This is a genomic window from Pseudomonas sp. GW821-FHT02A11 (genome assembly GCF_059421985.1).
In genome coordinates this window covers 370,497-391,831 of record NZ_JBWKWB010000004.1, presented here as the reverse complement: position 1 = coordinate 391,831, position 21,335 = coordinate 370,497, and the positions used below count along the sequence as shown (strand labels likewise).

The window sequence follows — 21,335 nt, the reverse complement described above, 5'->3', positions numbered from 1 at the left end:
CAACTCGCGACTTGTACATAAGGGCAATCCAAGCTACCCGAGCCACACACCGCTCTGCTTCTGACTTGAAGCTTGCAGCTTGCAACTCGGGGCTGCTTTTTAGATGTCCAGCAACAGACGAGCCGGGTCTTCCAGCAGGTTCTTGATGGTCACCAGGAAGGTCACAGCTTCTTTACCGTCGATCAAGCGGTGATCGTAGGACAGCGCCAGGTACATCATAGGACGAATGACAACCTGACCGTTGATCGCCATCGGGCGCTGCAGGATGTTGTGCATGCCCAGGATGGCCGCTTGTGGCGGGTTGACGATCGGGGTCGACATCATCGAGCCGAAAGTACCACCGTTGGTGATGGTGAAGGTACCGCCAGTCATCTCGTCGATGGAGAGTTTGCCGTCACGGGCTTTCTTGCCGAAGGTGGCGATGCCGCCTTCGATTTCAGCCAGGCTCATCTGCTCGGCGTTACGCAGCACCGGAACCACCAGGCCACGGTCGCTGGAAACCGCAACACCCACGTCGGCGTAGCCGTGGTAAACGATGTCGGAACCGTCGATCGACGCGTTGACAGCCGGGAAGCGTTTCAGTGCTTCGGTGGCAGCCTTGACGAAGAACGACATGAAGCCCAGGCGTACGCCGTTGTGGGACTTCTCGAACAGATCCTTGTACTTCGAACGCAGGGCCATGACTTCGGTCATGTCGACTTCGTTGAAGGTGGTCAGCATCGCCATGTTCGACTGGGCTTCGACCAGACGCTTGGCGACAGTGGCACGAACGCGGGTCATCGGTACGCGCTTCTCGGTGCGGTCGCCCGCAGCGAACACAGGAGCAGCGGCAGCCGGAGCGGCAGCAGGCTTGGCAGCTGCGGCCGGAGCGGATTTCTTCGCTTCGATGGCCGCGACGACGTCTTCCTTGGTGACGCGGCCGTCTTTACCGGTGCCCTTGATGCTGGACAACGCGATGCCGTTTTCTTCAGCCAGCTTGCGGGCAGCTGGAGCACCGATGGCGTCTTCGTCGGCAGCCGATGGAGCGGCGGCTGGCGAGGCAGCAGGTGTAGCGGCTGGTGCAGCAGCGGCAGCCGGAGCAGCCGATGCAGTGGCGCCTGCGTCCAGGGTTGCGATCAGTTCGTTGGACAGGACGGTGTCGCCCTCGCCTTTCACGATGGAAGCCAACACACCGTCCGCTTCGGCCAATACTTCGAGCACGACTTTGTCGGTTTCGATGTCGACCAGCAGCTCGTCGCGTTTAACCGCCTCGCCCGGCTGTTTGTGCCATTTGGAAATGGTGCCGTCGGCAACGGATTCCGGGAAAGAGGGGGCTTTGATCTCAATAGCCATTGTCTGTAATTCCTTAATTCGGTTTCTAGTGCGCGAAGGCGTTAAACAGTGAACGCGTCTTGCAGCAGTTTTTCCTGCTGCTCGGCGTGCATCGAAGCGTAGCCACAAGCAGGCGCGGCAGAAGCATCACGGCCCGCGTACTCGAGAACGAGGTTGCGGTTGTGATTGCCGATGCTACGGCGCAAGTGATGCTGGCTGCTGTACCAGGCGCCCTGGTTCATCGGCTCTTCCTGACACCAGACCACGTGGGTCAGGTTGGTGTAAGGCGCGATGGCCTCCATCAGGTCGTCTTCCGGGAACGGGTAGAGCTGCTCGATACGCACGATGGCGATATCTTCGCGGCCTTCGGCACGGCGTTTTTCCAGCAGGTCGTAGTAGACCTTGCCACTGCACAGGACCAGACGGGTCACCTTGGCAGGATCCAGGGTGTCGATTTCCGGGATGACAGTCTGGAACGAGCCTTCGGCCAGATCCTCGAGGGTCGAAATGGCCAGCTTGTGGCGCAGCAGCGATTTCGGCGTCAGCACAACCAGGGGCTTGCGCAGCGGACGAATTACCTGACGGCGCAACAGATGGTAGATCTGCGCCGGCGTGGTCGGCATGCACACCTGAATGTTGTGCTCGGCGCACAGCTGCAGGTAACGCTCCAGACGAGCCGAGGAGTGCTCCGGCCCCTGACCTTCGTAGCCGTGAGGCAACAGCATGGTCAGACCGCACAGACGGCCCCACTTGTGCTCGCCGCTGGTGATGAACTGGTCGATCACGACCTGCGCACCGTTGGCGAAGTCACCGAACTGGGCTTCCCAGATCACCAGCGCGTTTGGCGAGGTGGTCGAGTAGCCGTATTCGAACGCCAGCACCGCTTCTTCCGACAGGAACGAGTCATACAGGTCAAAGCGAGGCTGACCGGCATACAGGTTCTGCAGAGGCACGTAAGTCGTGGCGTCTTTCTGGTTGTGCAGCACGGCGTGACGGTGCGAGAACGTACCGCGACCGACGTCCTGACCGGTGATACGCACCGGGTGACCTTCGAACGCCAGGGTGGCGTAGGCCATGGTTTCGGCGTAGCCCCAGTTGATCGGCAGGCCACCGGCTTGCATCTTCTGGCGGTCTTCGTAGATCTTCTGGACCTGACGCTGAACCACGAAGCCTTCCGGCAGCTCCATCAGCTTGGCTGACAGTTCCTGCAGGGTCTTGAGGTCGAAACGGGTGTCGTGACGCGCAGTCCAGGCATGGCCCAGGTATGGACGCCAGTCGACGAACAGTTCCTTGTTGGGCTCTTTGACCAGGCTCTTCACAACGTGCATGCCGTTGTCCAGGGCGTTGCGGTACTCATCGACCTTGACCTGAGCGCCAGCGGCATCGAGCACACCGGAAGTCGCCAAGGCATCGGCGTACAGCTCACGGGTGGTGCGCTGCTTGGCGATCTGCTGGTACATCAGCGGTTGGGTACCGCTCGGCTCGTCCGCTTCGTTGTGGCCGCGACGACGGTAGCAAACCAGGTCGATCACCACGTCACGCTTGAATTGCATGCGGTAGTCGATGGCCAGCTGGGTCACGAACAGAACGGCTTCAGGGTCATCGCCATTGACGTGGAGAATTGGCGCCTGAATCATCTTGGCAACGTCGGTCGCGTACTCGGTGGAGCGCGCATCCAGCGGGTTGCTGATGGTGAAGCCGACCTGGTTGTTGATCACGATGTGAATCGTGCCGCCAGTCTTGAAGCCGCGGGTCTGCGACATCTGGAAGGTTTCCAGAACCACGCCCTGACCTGCGAATGCAGCGTCACCGTGGATGGAAATCGGCAGGACTTTTTCGCCCGTGGTGTCGTTGCGGCGGTCTTGACGCGCGCGTACCGAACCCTCGACCACCGGAGACACGATCTCCAGGTGAGACGGGTTGAACGCCATCGCCAGGTGAACTTCGCCACCTGTGGTCATGACGTTGGACGAGAAGCCCTGGTGGTATTTCACGTCACCGGAACCCAGCTCGACCTTCTTCTTGCCTTCGAACTCGTCGAACAGTTCTCGCGGGTTCTTGCCGAAGGTGTTGACCAGAACGTTCAGACGGCCACGGTGGGCCATGCCGATCACGACTTCCTTGGTGCCATAGGAACCGGAACGCTGGATCAGCTCGTCCAGCATCGGGATCAGGCTTTCGCCACCTTCCAGACCGAAACGCTTGGTACCCGGGTATTTGGTGCCCAGGTACTTTTCCAGGCCCTCAGCTGCGGTGACGCGCTCGAGCAGATGGCTCTGAATGTCGGCGGAGTATGCTGGACGGCCACGCACGCTTTCGAGGCGCTGCATGAACCAGTTGCGCTGATTGGAATCCACGATGTGCGTGAACTCGGCGCCGATGGTGCGGCAATATGTCTTCTGCAAGGCTTCGAAGATTTCGCGTAGGCTCGCCTCCTCCTTGCCGATGAACAGGTCGCCGGCACGGAAGGTGGTATCGAGGTCAGCGTTGGTCAAACCGTAATGGTTGATCGACAGGTCAGCTGGCGCAGTACGCTTCCACAAACCCAGAGGATCGAGTTGCGCACCCTGATGGCCGCGCATACGGAATGCCTGGATCAGTCGCAGCACTTCGACTTGCTTCTTCTCGTGTTCGCTGCTCACGCTCCCGGCGGAGACCGGCTGAGCGCGGCGCTGGTTCTTGCCCAGCAACACGAAATGATCGCGAACCGTAGAGTGCGATACATCGTTGGCAGTGCCACCTTCTGCAGGCAGCGTCTGAAAGTAGGTGCGCCACTCTTCTGGCACAGCGTTAGGGTCGTGCAGGTAGAGCTCGTAGAGCTCTTCCACATAGGCAGCGTTACCACCTGAAAGGTGGGCGCTGTTCCACATGCGCTGCATCACGCTTTCTTGCATGCTTGGTCACCCTCGGTTAGGGGACACCACCGGCGTCGACGCCAGAGCAAACCTGAAAAGCCCATGCAGCGAATGCATCCAGTCGCTGCCTGTATCAAGTCGCCAAGGATCACGCAGATAGCCCGGGTACCAGCCCGGATGCCCCTGCTGGTCTCATTTCTTCAAAATAAGAGCCGCAGCCATATGACCGCTGCTCAGGTTAAAACTACAGCGCCGGTTGAAGCCTGCGCCGCAGCGTTTACGGGTACAACATTTTCAAATACTGCGATGTATCGATGCCACTGGTGCAACGAACCGGCCCGCGCATCAGCACGGGCCGGAACATCAGATACCGCTGGTGAGAAGCATGCTGCGAACGTGACCGATAGCCTTGGTTGGGTTCAGGCCTTTCGGGCAAACGTTTACGCAGTTCATGATCCCGCGGCAACGGAACACGCTGAACGGATCGTCCAGCGATGCCAGGCGCTCCTGGGTCTTGGTGTCACGGCTGTCAGCCAGGAAACGGTAGGCTTGCAGCAGTGCGGCCGGACCGAGGAACTTGTCAGGGTTCCACCAGAACGAAGGGCAGGAGGTCGAGCAGCAAGCGCACAGGATGCACTCGTACAGACCGTCGAGCTTCTCACGCTCTTCAGGCGACTGCAGACGCTCGATGGCCGGAGCTGGCGTGTCGTTCTGCAGGAATGGCTTCACCTTCTCGTACTGCTTGTAGAAGATGCTCATATCGACGACTAGGTCACGGATGACCGGCAAGCCAGGCAGCGGACGCACCACCAGCTTGTTGTTCTTCACCACGGAAGACAGCGGCGTGATGCACGCCAGGCCGTTCTTGCCGTTGATGTTCATGCCGTCGGAACCGCAAACGCCTTCACGGCACGAACGACGGTACGAGAAACCTTCGTCCTGCTCTTTGATCAGCGCCAGCACGTCCAGAACCATCAGGTCCTTGCCGCCGGTATCGACGTCGAACACCTGGGTCTTAGGCGCCGAGTCGGTGTCGGGGTTGTAACGATAAACTTCGACTTTCAACATAGCGGCCACCCTTAGTAAGTCCGGACTTTCGGTTCGAACGCCGGTACGGTCTTCGGCGCAAAGTTGACGGCACGTTTGGCAACCCGCTTCTCACCCGGGTAGTACAGGGTATGGCACAGCCAGTTGACGTCGTCACGGTCTTCGAAGTCTTCACGGGCGTGAGCGCCGCGGGACTCGGTACGCGTATCGGCAGCGATCGCGGTGGCTTCAGCGACTTCCAGCAGGTTCTGCAGCTCCAGCGCTTCGATACGCGCGGTGTTGAAGCCCTGGGACTTGTCGTTGATCTTGACGTTGGCGATGCGCGCACGCAGGTCGGCCAGTTGCTCGATGCCCTTCTTCATGTATTCGCCGGTACGGAATACACCGAAGTAGTTCTGCATGCAGCTTTGCAGCTCGCGACGCAGAGTGGCAACGTCTTCGCCATCGGTACGGTTGTTCAGTGCGTTCAGGCGCGACAGTGCAGCGTCGATATCGGCCTGGGTCGCGTCGTCGTATTCGATGCCGTCGGTCAGGGCCTTTTCCAGGTGCAGGCCGGCAGCGCGACCGAACACCACCAGATCGAGCAGCGAGTTGCCGCCCAGACGGTTGGCACCGTGAACCGATACGCAAGCCACTTCGCCCACGGCAAACAGGCCCGGGATGATCGTGTCGTTGCCGTCAGCGTCCATGGTCATGGCCTGGCCATGAATGTTGGTCGCGACGCCGCCCATCATGTAGTGGCAGGTTGGAACGACTGGCACTGGCGCGACAACCGGGTCAACGTGAGCGAAGGTCTTGGACAGCTCACAGATGCCAGGCAGGCGGCTGTGCAGTACTTCTTCACCCAGGTGATCGAGTTTCAGCATCACGTGGTCGCCGTTAGGACCGCAACCGTTACCGGCGATGATCTCTTTGACCATCGAGCGAGCCACAACGTCACGACCTGCGAGGTCCTTGGCGTTAGGCGCATAGCGCTCCATGAAACGCTCGCCGTGCTTGTTGATCAGGTAACCGCCCTCACCGCGGCAACCTTCGGTGACCAGTACACCTGCGCCAGCGATGCCGGTTGGGTGGAACTGCCACATTTCGATGTCCTGGACCGGAACGCCAGCACGCAGCGCCATGCCAATACCGTCACCGGTATTGATCAGGGCGTTGGTGGTCGAAGCGTAGATACGACCCGCGCCGCCGGTAGCCAGTACAGTGGCCTTGGCCTTGATGTACATGGTTTCGCCGGTTTCGATGCAGATGGCGATCACGCCGACGAAAGCGCCTTCGGCGTTCTTCACGAGGTCTACAGCGTAGTACTCGTTCAGGAACGTGGTGCCGGCTTTCAGGTTGCCCTGATAAAGGGTGTGCAACAGTGCATGACCGGTACGGTCGGACGCGGCGCATGTGCGCGCAGCCTGACCGCCCTTACCGAAGTCCTTGGACTGACCACCGAACGGACGCTGGTAGATACGACCGGTTTCAGTACGCGAGAAAGGCAAACCCATGTGGTCCAGCTCGAAGACCGCGGCCGGGCCTTCCTGACACATGTATTCGATAGCGTCCTGGTCACCGATGTAGTCGGAACCCTTGACGGTATCGTACATGTGCCAGCGCCAGTCATCGTTCGGGTCGGCCGAAGCGATGGCGCAGGTGATGCCACCCTGGGCGGAAACGGTGTGCGAGCGAGTCGGGAATACCTTGGTGACTACGGCGGTCTTGTGGCCGCCCTGAGCCAGCTGCAGGGCAGCACGCATGCCTGCACCGCCGCCACCAATGATGATGGCGTCGAATGAAAGTGTATTGATGTTAGCCATGAATCAGATACCCCAAAGAATCTGCACACCCCAGACGAAGTACGCGAACATTACGATGCCGCATACAGCCTGGAACAGGAAACGCACAGTCAGCGCGGACTTGCCGAAACTCATTGGAGTCAGGTAGTCGGTGGCGATGGTCCACATGCCGACCCAGGCGTGAGCGCCTAGGGCAACGAGGGCCAGCAGACTGAAGATGCGCATTCCGTTATGGGAGAACAGACCGTGCCACGTGACATAGTCGATGCCAGGGTGCGCGACCAGGTATCCGATCAGAAAAATGAAATAAGCCGCGAGCACTACAGCGGAGACGCGTTGCGCCATCCAGTCGTAGAGGCCCGAACGAGACAGGTTCGTAACGCTGGTTACCATATCCAAACTCCCGCCAGAACGATCAGCACCACGGAGATGGCGATGACGATTTTCGAGCCCAGTTTGCCGCCTTCCAGCGTCTCACCGACACCCGTGTCCATGATCAGGTGACGAACACCTGCCACAAGGTGATACAGCAGGGCGGACAGAAGCCCCCATGCGATGAACTTGGCCAGAGGACTGGTCAAGGTCGCCTTCACATCGGCGAAGCCCTCTTCAGAACCCAGCGACTTGCTCAATGCCAGAAGCATGAAGAAGACGCCTACGAAGAGAATGATGCCGGAGATGCGGTGAAGGATCGACGTGATCGCGGTGATGGGGAGTTTGATGGTCCTTAGGTCTAGGTTTACAGGTCGTTGGCTTTTCACGGCTTTTTTTCACACTGAAGAGCCCCTAGGAATCAGGGCAAGTTGTTGGGAAGTGCACTGGTCAGGTACCCACTACCCAGGAAGTGACGACCCCCAAGAAAAACAGGCCTGCAAGCCCCTGGCGGTCGGGTGCCGAGTATAGACAGTTAGCCCGCTAATGACAACGCACATGCCCTCCCCCAATGGCGGATTGCTTTAGTGGAATAAAAGGCGTAAATGGCAGGGAATTTCGAGGAAAACCGTGGGTTAAAGCCTTCTGCTACAAGACTTTTGGCAAATTGACTTTAGAATTTATCTCACTATAGTGATGCGGGCCCTGCGTGGGGGGCCTGTCTGATGATTTGAAGCATAAATAGGAGGCCACATGGCTGACAAAAAAGCGCAGTTGATCATCGAGGGCGCAGCCCCCGTCGAGCTGCCCATTCTGACCGGCACCGTTGGTCCCGATGTAATCGACGTACGCGGCCTGACCGCCACCGGACGCTTCACATTCGACCCAGGCTTCATGTCGACCGCCTCATGCGAATCCAAGATCACCTACATCGACGGTGACAACGGCATTCTGCTGCACCGTGGCTACCCGATCGAGCAACTGGCCGAGCAGTCCGACTACCTCGAAACCTGCTACCTGCTGCTCAATGGCGAACTGCCAACCGCCGAACAGAAAGCCCAATTCGTGGTCACCGTGAAGAATCACACCATGGTGCACGAGCAACTGAAGACCTTCTTCAACGGCTTCCGTCGCGACGCTCACCCGATGGCCGTCATGTGTGGCGTTGTCGGCGCGCTCTCGGCGTTCTACCACGACTCGCTGGACATCAATAACCCGCAGCACCGCGAAATCTCCGCGATCCGCCTGGTCGCCAAGATGCCGACCCTGGCCGCAATGGTCTACAAGTACTCCATGGGGCAACCCATGATGTATCCGCGCAACGACCTCAGCTACGCGGAAAACTTCCTGCACATGATGTTCAACACGCCGTGCGAGATCAAACCGATCAGCCCGACGCTGGCCAAGGCCATGGACCGGATCTTCATCCTCCACGCCGACCACGAACAGAATGCCTCGACCTCCACCGTGCGCATGGCCGGCTCTTCGGGTGCCAACCCGTTCGCCTGTATCGCCGCTGGTATCGCTGCGCTGTGGGGCCCTGCCCACGGCGGCGCCAACGAAGCCGTGCTGACCATGCTCGATGAGATCGGCGATGTCTCCAACATCGACAAATTCATCGCCAAGGCCAAGGACAAGAACGATCCATTCAAGCTGATGGGCTTCGGTCACCGCGTCTACAAGAACCGTGACCCGCGCGCCACCGTGATGAAGCAGACCTGCGATGAAGTACTGCGCGAGCTGGGCATCACCAACGACCCGCAGCTGGAACTGGCGATGCGCCTGGAAGAGATCGCCCTGACCGATCCGTACTTCATCGAGCGTTCGCTGTACCCGAACGTCGATTTCTACTCGGGCATCATCCTCAAGGCGATCGGCATTCCGACCAGCATGTTCACTGTGATCTTCGCCCTGGCGCGTACCGTCGGTTGGATCTCGCACTGGAAAGAAATGCTCTCCAGCCCGTACAAGATTGGCCGTCCGCGCCAGCTGTACACCGGCGAAACGTCTCGCGACATCGTGCCTTTGGCCGAACGCAAGTAAGCGTATCGCAAACGAAAAAGGCTGCCATCGGCAGCCTTTTTTCATTCTTGCAGAAACTCTACCGGTTACTTCAGCGCGCGCTCACGCAGTGCCTTCAGCGTGTTGAACGGCGCATCTACCACAAATTTGTTCGCCAACCACGACGGCACGCTACCGCCAGGCTCGGTATGGACCTGATAGGTCACTTCGGTTTCATTGGGCCCTTTGGGCACTAACTTCCAGAAGCCGTCGACTTGCGTGACGCGCACGAAGCCCTTCTCTTCAGGTATGTAGGTCGGCTGGCCCAGGAGGTTGCGCGTCAGGCTGCCATCGGCGCCTTCGACCGTGGTGATCTGCAGGACCGAGTCGCGAGGCGTGACCGGCCACGGCGTATTGAACTGGGTGTAGGTCCAGGTTTTGTCGCCTTCGTGTTTGAGCACCTTCTGCGACTTGCACTCATGAACCCATGCGCACGCGCCCGCAACGTCCTCCTGCAGGCTGCGCAGTTTGGCGACACTGGCCTTGATGGTGGTAACACCTCGGTAAGCCTTGTATTGCGAACCCGAAACATCACTGAGGGAAACCTTGATGCCGTCTTCGTCCTTGGCGACTTTCCAGTCGTCAGCCTGCGCAGCACCTGCAACCAGTACAGTCATGCCAATTCCAAACGCGATCCGGTACAGCGAACCCATATTTTAATCCTTATTGTCAGTCGTTCAGATGCATCGATTCAGCGCTCGAATCGCCTTTCAGGCGACCGAGGTAGCCTGCTCCCACCAGCCAATCAGACGAATCGCTTCCTCGGAACTCTCGCCACACACCTCGGTATCCGCAGCAAAGCCACCGCAAACCGCAGGCCGATCTGGCTGGCCGAAAATCAGGCACAGCATGTCGACTGACAACTGCACGCAACGTTCTCCAGCCGGCTTGCCGTGGGGCATCCCAGGGATCGGTGAGGAAATGGAGGGGGCAATGCAGCAGGCACCGCAGCCCGGACGGCATTCCATGGAAACATTCTCTTGCAAAAGCGATGGGAGTTGACTGGATCTTACTCCCTGAAACGCACGTTTGAAATCGTGCTATCAGAGGCCGAAATCAGAGCCGTCAGTTCTTGAACTTGAAGTCCAGTGCCGCGCCGTCCACTTCCTTGCGCGCTTCGTTGCGCAGCTGCAGTTCCATTTCGTTGCTCAGCAAACGTCCCTGAAGCTCAAAGTCCGAGGGCGAGTCGGCGTCCGGAAACATCTTCGGCAACAGCGGTTTCCCCCCGGCGGACGGGGACTTGGCCTTGTGGTTGGCAGTGATAACGTTGGCCGGAGGGTTCAGTTGCTTGACCATGTCCGGCGGCAGGCTCAGATCCAGCGCCGCCTTGGGCAGCTTTGTGTCTTTGACCACCTGCGCAGGGGATTTGCTTTTGCTGGCGACCGGTGCGCGGTTCGCCACTTCGGCGTTATCCGCTTTGACCTTGGCGGATTTGGCGTTCGCGCTGGGGTTCTTCTGCTCGATCGCGGCGGCCTTGGCCGGGGTGGTGGCTTTCTTCGCGACCTCGGGCTTCACATCACCAGGCTTGTTGGCCGCCACCACAGGCACGACTGATACATTGGGTTTTAGCTCATGAACTGGAGCAGCAGGCTCGGGAGGCTTTTCTACCGGCGCGACGGCTTGCGGTGGCTTATTCTCAGGCACGACTGCAGGCGCCTGAACAGCAACTTTGGCAGGAGGTGCTGGTGACTTATCGGCATCACACCCGCTGAGCAACATCAGCAACAGCAGACCGACACAACGCAGTGAATTCATAATCGAACGGCAGAAAATAGGCAGAAGCCGATATGCTGGCTCTTTGCATGGCGGCTGACAAGTAAATGCCTTGTCAGCCAGCCCCTTCAAAGGGTGGAAAACGTTGCCTCAAAAGAGTTCACCAGGATTGACCGGCATCCTGACACAGCTGTTTGGCGAGCATGCCGAGGGTCATCAGCGCCCTCTCCGCTTCGCGATTCCATGGCAGGCCACAGTTCAGACGAATACAGTGGTTGAACTGCTCTGTGTTGCTGAAGATGAGGCCCGGGGCGATGCTGATGCCCTGCTCCAGCGCCCGCACGTGAAGCTCTTGAGTGTTCACCCGGCCCGGCAGGCTGATCCAGAGAATGAAGCCACCCGCAGGACGACTGATCTGCGTGCCTTCCGGGAACATCTGCTGCACCGCCAGCTGGAATGCACTCAGGTTCTTGCGATGTTCTTGTCGGATGTAGCGTAAATGACGATCGTATCCGCCGTTTTCCAGGTAGGACGCCACCGCCATTTGCGTCACGCTGCACGCCGAATGGGTGCTGAACGTCTGCAAGCGCTGGATTTCCGCCTGGTATTTACCGGCAATCATCCAGCCGATACGCACTCCCGGCGACAGGGTCTTCGAAAAGCTCGAACAGTAGATCACCCGACCCAGACGATCGAACGCCTTTAGCGCCTTGGTCTTGTTCTGCTCGTACATGAGCTCGCCGTAGATATCGTCCTCAATGACCTGAATGTCGAAGTCCGAAGCCAGCCGCAACAGATGCTTTTGGCGCTCTTCCGGCATGGTGCTGCCCAGCGGATTGCTCAGGCGCGAGGTCATCACTAGCGCCTTGATCGACCACTGGTTGGCCGCCAGTTGCAAGGCCTCGAGGCTGATGCCGGTATTCGGGTCGCTGGGAATCTCGATGACTTTCAGACCCAGCAAATCCGCCAGCTGCAACAACCCGTAATAAGTCGGCGACTCGGCAGCGATCAGGTCGCCAGGGCTGGTCAACACCCGCAGCGACATTTGCAGCGCGTCAACGCAGCCGTGGGTGATCACCACCTCGGACGGATCAACCACTACGCCCGCGTCGCGCATGCGAATGGCCACCTGACGGCGCAGCGGCTCGAAGCCGGGGCTGAACATGTAGTTGAAGGCGCGAGGACTCTGGAAGCGCGTGACCTTGGCCAGCTGCTGATGCAGCGCGCGCAGCGGCAGGTAATCAATGTGTGGCACGGCTGCGCCGAAGGCAAACACCCCTTCGCGACGAGCCTCCACCAACACCTGCTGAATAATGCTGGCCCGAGTGACCAGACCGGGACGCTCAACCCGCGCGATATCGGGGGTTGGCGCGGTCAGCGCAGGCGTCTGGTGAACGTAGTAACCGGACTGGGGGCGGGCCCGGATCAGACCTTGATCTTCGAGATTGGCGTAAGCCTGGAGGACCGTGGCATGGCTCACATTAAGCTGCGAGCTCATTTTTCGAACGGAAGGAACGCGCTCGCCGGGCTGGTACACGCCACGACGGATGTCCTCAGCCAACTGCTGGGCGATACGTTGATACAGCAGGAGATTGGTCATTTCGCGTCCCTCGATTCCACTCACTCACGGCCATTACGAAGATGAGGCGGCGATCAGTGCAGAGCGATCACCAGAACAGTTGCGAAGTGTACGGGGACAGTTGGCTTGGCGGCTAGCCATACTTCGGTTTGATGAAAAATTTAATGCGGGATAACCGCCAAACGGCCGGCCTCTTTTCACGAAAAAGCCCGGCTTCTGCAAAGAAAACCGGGCTTGGCGAGAATATTTTTTTCAGCGAGGGGTGCTGAGCTTGCCGTTCTCGTCTGAAAACACGATCTCAACTCGACGATTCTGCGCCCGACCCCGCTCGGAGGTGTTCACGTCCACCGCAAACTGGTCGCCATAACCTTCGACCTGAATGCGCTCGTCTTCGATGCCAAGATCGGACAGCACATCGGCCACCGCTTGAGCACGATCACGGGACAGCTGCAGGTTCTCCTGGCTATCACCCGTGCTGTCAGTGTAGCCCTCGATCCGCACGACCCGCTTGGGGTTGAACTGGAGAAACTGCACGACCTTCAACACGGTACGGTTGGCTGAGCTCTTGAGTTCAGCGCGGCCGGTGTCGAACAACATGTCGCCCAGAGTCATGACCAGCCCGCGCTCGCTTTGCTGCGTAGAGAGGCTGATGACCTGATCTTCCGCCCACTTGCCCTGCTGTTGTGCGTCGGCCAGCTTGGCCTCACGCAATGCCAGTTGCAGACGCTGACGCTCGAGTTCGAGGCGCGCGAGCTTTTCCTGATTGAGCAACAGTTGGCTGTGCTCGGCGGCGATGGCGCTATAGCGGCTGCTCAGGTACGCGTAATGACTCACATCATCGGCGCTGCCGACATAACTGGATAAACGTTCGGCTCGACCGAGTAGCTCGCCGGCGCGTATCACGTCTCGGGGCGCACTGCGCAAAACATTGGTGTCGCCCTTTACCTTCTGGAAATCGGCGCTGGCGCTTTGCAGTGCCTTTTCACTGTCTTGATGAGCCGCACAGCCGTACAGTCCGGCGTTGCCCAGCATCAGGCACACACTCAGCATCCGAGGAAAGCGATTCATTGGGCGGCCCCCAACTGTTTGCGCAGACGCTCAAGACGCGTGTTCACTTGCATCAGCTGCTCATCACTCTTCTGCGTCAGCACACGAGCCTCGGCCAGCCGCGCATCCAGTTCGGCCTGTTCGGCCTGCATGCGCGCATCCTTGAAGGATTTGCTCGCCATGTCGGCCTGGGCCTGAGTCAGCTTCGACTGCGCGGCAGCCATGTCCGGCTCATCAACAGTGGCACCGACGGCAGTGGCTTGGGCCACGGCCTGCTGGGTGAGTTTGAGCTGCTCGGTCGGCGCAGGATCATTGGCGCAACCAAACAGAGAGGCGATTGCCATGACGGCGAATAGCGGTCGGACTTTCAAAAAAAAGCTCAAGAAAACATTCCTACTGAACAGTCTTGCTGGTTACGGCGCTGGTCGGCTGCTGGAGCTGGGCCTTCCACAGTTCCAGATTGCGCGCAATGGCTTCAATGGCGCGGCCCGAAGCCGCCAATTCTGTCATTTTTTTTGCCAGCTGTCCGCGCAACCACGGATCGTTGCAAGCCGAGTTGAATGACAGCGCCAAGTACAGGCCCGGACGATCCAGCGGTAACGGCTGCGCCTGCAGGTCCTTGGCCATGCCCAGGGCCTGGGTCAACGCCATGCCCGCGTAACGACCGGCGAGTACGAATTCGACTTGCCCCAGCATGAGTTTTTGAAAGGCTTGGGTCAGGTTCGGCTGCTTTTCGAGGGTCAAGTGTTCCCTGATGGCATTGTCGAAACCGGGCGTGATACGCGTTTTTTCCGAGATGGCGCCGGAGTGGCCTTGCAGATCGGCAAGGGCGTTGAACGGCTGGGCGTGTCCGGCCTTGGTCCAGACCATGATTTCGTTCTGGGCGATCGGCGGGTGAACGAAGTCCAGGGATTCAAGCTCATTGCTGTTGAGCGGCGTGTCGGCCAGCAGGTCCATGCGCCCGGTGCGCACTTCTTCCAGCGCCTGGCTGCGCTTGCCGCCATAGAGCAAGTCGACTTTCACGCCCAACTGCGTCGCGACTTCCTTGAGCAAGTCGGCGTTGGCGCCCATCAGATGGGCCGGGTCTTGCGGGTCGCGCCACAGATAGGGCGGCGCGTCCGGGCTGCCGGTGACCACCAGACGATCACACTTGCCCGCAGCAACAACGCTCACCGAGGGCAACAGCAGCAGGCCTGCGATCAACGCGGTCAGCGTTTGCCTTGGCGACGACATGGCAACATCCTTTTTCCGATCCAATAAAAAAACCCGCTCACCCAAAGCAGCTGAAGGCGTCAGTCATCGAAAGCTTTCGACGGTCAACGCGTTCGAGCAGCCCGAAATGAACGGGTTCTCTTTATAAGTCAGTCGACTGGATTAGACCAGCTTCTCCAACTCTGGAACGGCTTCGAACAGGTCAGCGACCAGGCCGTAATCGGCCACCTGGAAGATCGGCGCTTCTTCGTCCTTGTTGATCGCAACGATCACCTTGGAGTCTTTCATGCCGGCCAGGTGTTGGATCGCGCCGGAGATACCGACGGCGATGTACAGCTGTGGCGCAACGATCTTGCCGGTCTGACCGACCTGCATGTCGTTGGGGACGAAGCCTGCGTCGACGGCCGCGCGGGAAGCGCCAACTGCGGCGCCCAGCTTGTCGGCCAACGAGTACAGGTGTTTGAAGTTGTCGCCGTTCTGCATGCCGCGACCGCCGGAAACGACGATTTTGGCAGCGGTCAGCTCAGGACGGTCGGACTTGGCCAGCTCTTCGCTGACGAATGACGATTTGCCTGCGTCGTGGGCAGCGCTCACGGCCTCAACAGCGGCAGAACCGCCTTCAGCAGCGACAGCATCGAAGCCAGTGGCGCGCACGGTGATGACCTTGACGGCCGCCGACGACTGAACGGTCGCAATGGCGTTACCGGCGTAGATCGGACGCTTGAAGGTGTCCGCCGATTCAACCGAGATGATCTCGGAGATCTGGTCGACGTCCAGTTGTGCAGCAACGCGCGGCAGGATGTTCTTGCCATTGGAGGTGGCGGCGGCCAGCACGTGGCTGTAGCCGGACGCCAGCTCAGCGACCAGAGGCGCGACGTTTTCAGGCAGTTGGTGCGCGTACGCCGCGTTGTCGGCGACCAGCACTTTGGCAACGCCGGCGATTTTCGCAGCAGCTTCACCGACAGCACCCACGCTCTGGCCCGCGACCAGTACGTGAATGTCGCCACCGATCTTGGCGGCAGCGGCAACGGTGTTCAGGGTGGCGGGAGCGATCACGCCGTTTTCGTGCTCAGCGATTACCAGGGTAGTCATCAGATCACCTTCGCTTCGTTTTTCAGTTTCTCGACCAGTTCTGCAACCGACTTGACCTTGATGCCTGCACTGCGGGCAGCCGGGGCTTCGACTTTCAGGGTCTTGTTGGTCGAAGACGTGGAAACGCCCAGCGCGTCAGGCGTCAGGGTTTCGAGCGGCTTCTTCTTGGCCTTCATGATGTTCGGCAGCGACGCGTAGCGTGGCTCGTTCAGACGCAGGTCGGTGGTGACGATCGCTGGCAGCTTCAACGAAACAGTCTGCGCGCCGGCATCGATTTCACGGGTGACATTGACGCTGTCGCCGGAGACTTCAACCTTTGAGGCGAAAGTGCCCTGGGCGTAGCCGCTCAGCGCAGCCAGCATCTGACCGGTCTGGTTGTTGTCGCTGTCGATGGCCTGCTTGCCAAGGATGACCAGTTGAGGCTGTTCTTTATCGACAACAGCCTTGAGCAGCTTGGCCACGGCCAGGGAGGTCAGCTCGTCAGCGGATTCAACGAGGATGGCGCGATCGGCACCCAGCGCCAAAGCGGTACGCAGTTGCTCCTGGGCAGTGGTCGGGCCAATGGAAACGACGACGATCTCGGTCGCGACGCCTTTTTCCTTCAGGCGTACGGCTTCTTCCACAGCGATTTCGCAGAAGGGGTTCATCGACATTTTGACGTTAGCGAGATCGACGCCGGAGTTGTCCGCTTTGACGCGAACCTTGACGTTGTAGTCGACCACTCGTTTGACAGCTACAAGAACCTTCATGGATTCCTCGTTACTCTCCGGTGAAAAGAAGTCGCCAGGCCATGCCTGGCGATGGGTACACGTCAGTGTAAAGAACACCTTTGAAAACAGCGTATTCGTCGTTGCTTAACGGTGAGTTCAGCAAAAAACAACCGCCCTTGCCCGTCCATCCACGTCAGATGCGGGCCGTGCGTGTAAACTGCTCCCCGCCTGTCGCCCCGTAGGAGCTGCGGGTTTGCTGCACGGCACTCGCGTCGTTTTCAGAGGTGTTCTCTTACCAACGGTCAGCCTACGGCGAGCGCAAAACCGCCCGTATCTTGACCGGAACGCCTATTGCGGTCAATACGACAAAAACGCCAGTCACAAGCCGTCTCCCTATGTTTTATCAGGGTTTCAGCTGATTCAAACAAACGTTTGTATTGGACCTTCAAGGTGGTGTAGATATAATGCGCCCCTTTGAGATGACACCCGGATGACCACCTTCCCGGGCGTCGGTTTTTAGCGACTATAAAAAATACGTTCGAGCCTTGATCAGGAGATAGCCAGTGGAACGCGAATTTATGGAATTCGACGTCGTCATCGTCGGAGCCGGCCCCGCAGGGTTGTCCGCCGCATGCCGTCTGAAGCAAAAGGCCGCCGAAGCTGGCCAGGAAATCAGCGTCTGCGTGGTGGAAAAAGGCTCCGAAGTCGGTGCTCACATTCTCTCCGGCGCGGTGTTCGAACCTCGTGCCCTGAACGAGTTGTTCCCGGACTGGAAAGAACTCGGCGCGCCGCTCAACACTCCCGTCAAGGGCGACGACATCTATGTGCTGACCAGCGGCGAAGCCGGCACCAAGGTCCCCGGCGCGTTCGTGCCCAAGACCATGCACAACGAAGGCAACTACATTATTTCCCTGGGTAACCTGTGCCGCTGGCTGGCGCAGCAGGCCGAGAACCTGGGCGTCGAGATCTACCCTGGCTTCGCCGCTCAGGAAGCGCTGATCGACGAGAACGGCGTAGTGCGCGGGATTCTCACCGGCGACATGGGTGTGGACCGCGAAGGCAACCCGAAAGACGGCATGTACACCCCCGGCATGGAACTGCGTGGCAAATACACGCTGTTCGCCGAAGGCTGCCGTGGCCACATCGGCAAGCAGCTGATCAAGCGCTTCAACCTGGACAGCGAGTCCGACGCCCAGCATTACGGCATCGGCCTGAAAGAAATCTGGGAAATCGATCCTGCCAAGCATCAGCAAGGCCTGGTGGTGCACACCGCTGGCTGGCCGCTGGACGTGATGGGCACCGAAAACACGGGCGGCTCCTTCCTTTATCACCTGGAAAACAACCAGGTGGTGGTCGGCCTGATCGTCGACCTGTCCTACGCCAACCCGTTCCTTTCGCCGTTCGACGAGTTCCAGCGTCTCAAGCATCACCCGATCCTCAAGCAGTACCTGGAAGGCGGCAAGCGCATCAGCTACGGCGCCCGCGCCATCTGCAAAGGCGGCCTGAACTCGCTGCCGAAGATGGTCTTCCCCGGCGGCGCGCTGATCGGTTGCGACCTGGGCACCCTGAACTTCGCCAAGATCAAGGGCAGCCACACGGCCATGAAGTCCGGCATGCTGGCCGCAGACTCCGTGGCCGATGCACTGTTTGCCGGTAACCAAGGCGGCGATGCGCTGAACACCTATGTCGACGCGTTCAAGGGCAGCTGGCTATATGAAGAGCTGTTCGCCAGCCGTAATTTCGGGGCGGCGATCCACAAGTTCGGTCCGATCCTGGGCGGCGCATTCAACTACATCGATCAGAACTGGTTCGGTGGCAAGATTCCGTTCACCCTGCACGACAACAAGCCTGACTATGCGTGCATGAAGCTGGCAGCCGATTCGAAGAAAATCGACTACCCGAAACCGGACGGCAAGCTGAGCTTCGACAAACTGAGTTCGGTGTTCATTTCGGGCACCAACCACGAAGAAGAGCAGCCGTGCCACCTGAAGTTGAAGGACCCGAGCATCCCGATCAGCGTCAACCTGCCCAAATACGACGAGCCCGCGCAGCGTTATTGCCCGGCGGGTGTGTATGAGGTGGTGACTCAGGAAGACGGCGCCAAGCGCTTCCAGATCAACGCGCAGAACTGCGTGCACTGCAAGACCTGTGACATCAAGGACCCTTCGCAGAACATCACTTGGGTGACGCCGGAAGGCGCGGGTGGGCCGACTTACCCGAATATGTAAACAAAAAAGGCGCCTGAATCGGCGCCTTTTTCATGGCATTCGAAAATCCCGGTGGGAGCGAATTCATTCGCGAGAGGCCTGTACACCCGACAAATTTCTATCGACTGTACCGATGTCTCGCGAATGAATTCGCTCCCACGGGGCGAGTCAGCAGTGGGTCCTCACGCCGAAATCCTCAACCCCGCCCCCTCCTCCCCCGGATTGCGTTCGAAGTAGCGCTTGTACTCGCGACTGAACTGCGACGTGCTCTGATACCCCACCTTGTGCGCCACCTGGGCCACGCCCATGCCTTCGCCGATCAGCATCTGCTGGGCCTTGAGCAGTCGCACGCGTTTCAGATACTGCACCGGCGAGAGCAAGGTGCTGCGTTTGAAATGCTCATGAAAAGTCGAGGCGCTCATATTGGCGCAGCGGGCCAGGTCATCGACGCTCAACGCTTCGTTGTAATGGTCACGCAAGTGCTGGAGAGCCGCCGCGATTCGGGCAAAATGCCCCTGCTGTTCGACCAGCGCCCGCAACACGCCCGCCTGCGGCCCGCGCAATGCCGCATACAAGACCTCCCGCACCCGCGCCGTGCCCATCACCTGCGCATCCAGCGGATCGTGCAAGCACTGCAACAAGCGCTCGACGCTCTCACGCATCGACGCATCCAGCTGCGCCGAGCTCATCGACTCCGGCGTTTGCGCCTTGACCATCACATCCGGCGCCTGCCCCATGGCCTGCACCAGCTCGCTCAACACCGTGCGATCAATGGACACCGCGACGCCATACATGGGCTCTTCGGTGGTCGCGAACGTCTCGCACATGAATGGCACCGAGAGCGCCTGAACCAGATAATGTCCGGCGCCGTACTCCAGGGTTCTCGACCCCAGACGCGCCAGTTTGCTGCCCTGAGCAAGGATGACCAGGCTCGGCTCGTAGATCTGCGGGCTGCTGGCGACGTAATAGCTCCAGGACATCGCCTGCACGCCCGGCACCCGGGTGTCGACGAAACCGGCGCGGGTCGCCAGCGGTTTGATCAGCGACACCAGCGTAGCGTTGGCATCGGAATGAAGGGTCAGTGACATAAGTAACCGGACAGAGGATTAGACACTGGCATCATCGCAGATCTGCGCCATCAAGCACCCCCTCAATGGGCAGGTCCGGAGGATTAGGCACGACTCACGTAGGAATGGTCATGGCCCGCAGGGGGGCCGGCTGCGCAGAATGCAAAGCCTCCACTGTCATCGTTTCTAGCGAGGTTTCACATGTACACAGCTATCGGTTACGCCGCCCAATCGGCCACCACTCCCCTCGCCCCCATGACCTTCAAGCGCCGCAGTCCGCGACCGGACGACGTGGCCATCGAGATCCTCTACTGCGGCGTCTGCCACTCCGACATCCACCAGGCGCGCAACGAGTGGGGCATCGCGGTTTACCCACTGATGCCGGGCCACGAAATCGTCGGCAAGGTCACCGAAGTCGGCGCCAATGTCAGCAAGCACAAGGTGGGCGATCTGGTCGGGGTCGGTTGCATGGTCGACTCCTGCCGGCATTGCGAAGCCTGCGCCGCCGACCTTGAGCAATATTGCCTGGAAGGCCCGACCCTGACTTACGCCACCCCGGACCGCGTCGACGGCAGCAACACCATGGGCGGCTATTCGAGCAGCATCGTGGTCAGCGAGCACTTCGTCGTGCGCATCCCCGAGAAGCTGAACCTGGCCGCTGCCGCGCCGATTCTCTGCGCCGGCATCACCACCTACTCGCCGCTCAAGCACTACGGCGTCAAGGCCGGCGACAAGGTCGGTGTGCTGGGCATGGGCGGTCTGGGCCACATGGGCATCAAGTTCGCCAAGGCCATGGGCGCGGAAGTTACGCTGTTCACCCGCTCGGCGAGCAAGGCTGAAGAAGCCCGTCGTCAGGGCGCCGATCACGTGATCGTGTCCACCGACGCCGAGCAGATGAAGGCGGCGGCCGGTCATTTCGACTTCCTGCTGGACACCATCCCGGTGCAGCACGACCTCAACCCCTACCTGGAAACCCTGCGCTTTGACGGCGTGCACATTCTGGTGGGGCTGATCGAACCCGTCGACCCGGCACTGCATGCAGCGAATCTGGTGATGAAGCGCCGCGTGCTGGCCGGTTCGTTGATCGGCGGCATTGCCGAAACTCAGGAAGTGCTGGATTTCTGCGCCGAGCACGACATCAGCTGTGACATCGAGATGCTCGACATCAAGAATATCAACGAGGCCTACAGCCGCATGATCGCGGGCGATGTGAAGTACCGTTTCGTGATCGATATGGCGACATTGAAGGCGTAATCACCGCAAACCCTGTGGGAGCGA

The 21,335-nt window shown here is 59.6% G+C and carries 19 protein-coding genes; 3 read left to right on the top strand and 16 right to left on the bottom strand.

What is annotated here, in order from left to right; all coding sequences use genetic code 11:
* Nucleotides 1-99: 99 nt before the first annotated feature.
* The 6 genes from odhB to sdhC all read right to left on the bottom strand — a co-directional run bounded on the left by odhB (nucleotide 100) and on the right by sdhC (nucleotide 7,758).
* Nucleotides 100-1,332: a 2-oxoglutarate dehydrogenase complex dihydrolipoyllysine-residue succinyltransferase gene (gene odhB / locus AC07V9_RS09260; protein ID WP_495015418.1), complete on the bottom strand. Its 1,233-nt coding sequence runs from the start codon at nucleotides 1,330-1,332 to the stop codon at nucleotides 100-102.
* Between the two features lie 41 nt (nucleotides 1,333-1,373).
* Nucleotides 1,374-4,205 (bottom strand): 2-oxoglutarate dehydrogenase E1 component, encoded by a 2,832-nt coding sequence (locus AC07V9_RS09255; protein WP_495015417.1) that lies wholly within the window; start codon nucleotides 4,203-4,205, stop codon nucleotides 1,374-1,376.
* Between the two features lie 324 nt (nucleotides 4,206-4,529).
* The gene (locus tag AC07V9_RS09250; RefSeq protein ID WP_495015416.1) at nucleotides 4,530-5,234 is read right to left on the bottom strand and encodes a succinate dehydrogenase iron-sulfur subunit; all 705 of its coding nucleotides are present in this window, start codon (nucleotides 5,232-5,234) and stop codon (nucleotides 4,530-4,532) included.
* An 11-nt stretch (nucleotides 5,235-5,245) separates the two neighbouring features.
* On the bottom strand, nucleotides 5,246-7,018 hold the full coding sequence (sdhA, locus tag AC07V9_RS09245) for a succinate dehydrogenase flavoprotein subunit (RefSeq protein ID WP_495015415.1): 1,773 nt from the start codon (nucleotides 7,016-7,018) through the stop codon (nucleotides 5,246-5,248).
* A gap of 3 nt (nucleotides 7,019-7,021) precedes the next feature.
* A complete protein-coding gene (sdhD, locus tag AC07V9_RS09240) occupies nucleotides 7,022-7,390 on the bottom strand; it encodes a succinate dehydrogenase, hydrophobic membrane anchor protein (RefSeq protein WP_495015414.1) in 369 nt (122 codons plus the stop codon).
* Nucleotides 7,384-7,758, bottom strand: coding sequence for a succinate dehydrogenase, cytochrome b556 subunit (gene sdhC / locus AC07V9_RS09235; protein WP_495015413.1), 375 nt, complete (start codon nucleotides 7,756-7,758; stop codon nucleotides 7,384-7,386). Before sdhC ends, sdhD begins: the two co-directional genes overlap by 7 nt.
* Before the next feature lie 364 nt (nucleotides 7,759-8,122).
* Here sdhC and gltA point away from each other — a divergent pair, with 364 nt between their 5' ends.
* Nucleotides 8,123-9,412 (top strand): citrate synthase, encoded by a 1,290-nt coding sequence (gene gltA / locus AC07V9_RS09230; RefSeq protein WP_495015412.1) that lies wholly within the window; start codon nucleotides 8,123-8,125, stop codon nucleotides 9,410-9,412.
* Nucleotides 9,413-9,477: 65 nt separating this feature from the next.
* Here gltA and AC07V9_RS09225 read toward each other — a convergent pair whose 3' ends face one another.
* The 9 genes from AC07V9_RS09225 to AC07V9_RS09185 form a co-directional block, all read right to left on the bottom strand.
* Complete coding sequence (locus AC07V9_RS09225) at nucleotides 9,478-10,083, bottom strand: START domain-containing protein (protein ID WP_495015411.1); 606 nt, start codon at nucleotides 10,081-10,083, stop codon at nucleotides 9,478-9,480.
* Between the two features lie 57 nt (nucleotides 10,084-10,140).
* A complete protein-coding gene (locus AC07V9_RS09220) occupies nucleotides 10,141-10,398 on the bottom strand; it encodes a YkgJ family cysteine cluster protein (protein ID WP_495015410.1) in 258 nt (85 codons plus the stop codon).
* A 97-nt stretch (nucleotides 10,399-10,495) separates the two neighbouring features.
* Nucleotides 10,496-11,074, bottom strand: a complete 579-nt coding sequence (locus AC07V9_RS09215; RefSeq protein ID WP_495015409.1) for a translation initiation factor 2 — start codon at nucleotides 11,072-11,074, stop codon at nucleotides 10,496-10,498.
* 229 nt (nucleotides 11,075-11,303) lie between these two features.
* Complete coding sequence (locus AC07V9_RS09210; protein ID WP_314582736.1) at nucleotides 11,304-12,743, bottom strand: PLP-dependent aminotransferase family protein; 1,440 nt, start codon at nucleotides 12,741-12,743, stop codon at nucleotides 11,304-11,306.
* A gap of 231 nt (nucleotides 12,744-12,974) precedes the next feature.
* A complete protein-coding gene (locus tag AC07V9_RS09205; protein ID WP_495015408.1) occupies nucleotides 12,975-13,790 on the bottom strand; it encodes an OmpA family protein in 816 nt (271 codons plus the stop codon).
* Complete coding sequence (locus tag AC07V9_RS09200; RefSeq protein ID WP_495015447.1) at nucleotides 13,787-14,140, bottom strand: DUF4398 domain-containing protein; 354 nt, start codon at nucleotides 14,138-14,140, stop codon at nucleotides 13,787-13,789. The genes AC07V9_RS09205 and AC07V9_RS09200 overlap by 4 nt, the downstream gene beginning before the upstream one ends.
* A gap of 22 nt (nucleotides 14,141-14,162) precedes the next feature.
* A complete protein-coding gene (locus AC07V9_RS09195; protein ID WP_495015407.1) occupies nucleotides 14,163-15,002 on the bottom strand; it encodes a substrate-binding periplasmic protein in 840 nt (279 codons plus the stop codon).
* Between the two features lie 141 nt (nucleotides 15,003-15,143).
* Complete coding sequence (locus AC07V9_RS09190; protein ID WP_495015406.1) at nucleotides 15,144-16,073, bottom strand: electron transfer flavoprotein subunit alpha/FixB family protein; 930 nt, start codon at nucleotides 16,071-16,073, stop codon at nucleotides 15,144-15,146.
* Entirely contained in the window at nucleotides 16,073-16,822 is a 750-nt protein-coding gene (locus AC07V9_RS09185) for an electron transfer flavoprotein subunit beta/FixA family protein (protein WP_093459233.1), read from the bottom strand. Before AC07V9_RS09185 ends, AC07V9_RS09190 begins: the two co-directional genes overlap by 1 nt.
* A gap of 524 nt (nucleotides 16,823-17,346) precedes the next feature.
* Between AC07V9_RS09185 and AC07V9_RS09180 the strand changes: the two genes are divergently transcribed.
* Nucleotides 17,347-19,011, top strand: a complete 1,665-nt coding sequence (locus AC07V9_RS09180; RefSeq protein WP_495015405.1) for an electron transfer flavoprotein-ubiquinone oxidoreductase — start codon at nucleotides 17,347-17,349, stop codon at nucleotides 19,009-19,011.
* Nucleotides 19,012-19,172: 161 nt separating this feature from the next.
* Here AC07V9_RS09180 and AC07V9_RS09175 read toward each other — a convergent pair whose 3' ends face one another.
* Nucleotides 19,173-20,078 carry an AraC family transcriptional regulator gene (locus tag AC07V9_RS09175; protein WP_495015404.1) on the bottom strand — a complete coding sequence of 302 codons (906 nt, stop codon included), beginning with the start codon at nucleotides 20,076-20,078 and terminating at the stop codon, nucleotides 19,173-19,175.
* Nucleotides 20,079-20,258: 180 nt separating this feature from the next.
* Here AC07V9_RS09175 and AC07V9_RS09170 point away from each other — a divergent pair, with 180 nt between their 5' ends.
* Complete coding sequence (locus AC07V9_RS09170; RefSeq protein WP_495015403.1) at nucleotides 20,259-21,311, top strand: NAD(P)-dependent alcohol dehydrogenase; 1,053 nt, start codon at nucleotides 20,259-20,261, stop codon at nucleotides 21,309-21,311.
* Nucleotides 21,312-21,335 lie beyond the last annotated feature (24 nt).

What these genes read in the sequence shown, in the direction of transcription:
- odhB (WP_495015418.1), bottom strand. Translation starts at nt 1,332, where the DNA reads ATGGCTATTGAGATCAAAGCCCCCTCTTTCCCGGAATCCGTTGCCGAC.
- AC07V9_RS09255 (WP_495015417.1), bottom strand. Translation starts at nt 4,205, where the DNA reads ATGCAAGAAAGCGTGATGCAGCGCATGTGGAACAGCGCCCACCTTTCA.
- AC07V9_RS09250 (WP_495015416.1), bottom strand. Translation starts at nt 5,234, where the DNA reads ATGTTGAAAGTCGAAGTTTATCGTTACAACCCCGACACCGACTCGGCG.
- sdhA (WP_495015415.1), bottom strand. Translation starts at nt 7,018, where the DNA reads ATGGCTAACATCAATACACTTTCATTCGACGCCATCATCATTGGTGGC.
- sdhD (WP_495015414.1), bottom strand. Translation starts at nt 7,390, where the DNA reads ATGGTAACCAGCGTTACGAACCTGTCTCGTTCGGGCCTCTACGACTGG.
- gltA (WP_495015412.1), top strand. Translation starts at nt 8,123, where the DNA reads ATGGCTGACAAAAAAGCGCAGTTGATCATCGAGGGCGCAGCCCCCGTC.
- AC07V9_RS09225 (WP_495015411.1), bottom strand. Translation starts at nt 10,083, where the DNA reads ATGGGTTCGCTGTACCGGATCGCGTTTGGAATTGGCATGACTGTACTG.
- AC07V9_RS09220 (WP_495015410.1), bottom strand. Translation starts at nt 10,398, where the DNA reads ATGGAATGCCGTCCGGGCTGCGGTGCCTGCTGCATTGCCCCCTCCATT.
- AC07V9_RS09210 (WP_314582736.1), bottom strand. Translation starts at nt 12,743, where the DNA reads ATGACCAATCTCCTGCTGTATCAACGTATCGCCCAGCAGTTGGCTGAG.
- AC07V9_RS09205 (WP_495015408.1), bottom strand. Translation starts at nt 13,790, where the DNA reads ATGAATCGCTTTCCTCGGATGCTGAGTGTGTGCCTGATGCTGGGCAAC.
- AC07V9_RS09195 (WP_495015407.1), bottom strand. Translation starts at nt 15,002, where the DNA reads ATGTCGTCGCCAAGGCAAACGCTGACCGCGTTGATCGCAGGCCTGCTG.
- AC07V9_RS09190 (WP_495015406.1), bottom strand. Translation starts at nt 16,073, where the DNA reads ATGACTACCCTGGTAATCGCTGAGCACGAAAACGGCGTGATCGCTCCC.
- AC07V9_RS09185 (WP_093459233.1), bottom strand. Translation starts at nt 16,822, where the DNA reads ATGAAGGTTCTTGTAGCTGTCAAACGAGTGGTCGACTACAACGTCAAG.
- AC07V9_RS09175 (WP_495015404.1), bottom strand. Translation starts at nt 20,078, where the DNA reads ATGTCACTGACCCTTCATTCCGATGCCAACGCTACGCTGGTGTCGCTG.
- AC07V9_RS09170 (WP_495015403.1), top strand. Translation starts at nt 20,259, where the DNA reads ATGTACACAGCTATCGGTTACGCCGCCCAATCGGCCACCACTCCCCTC.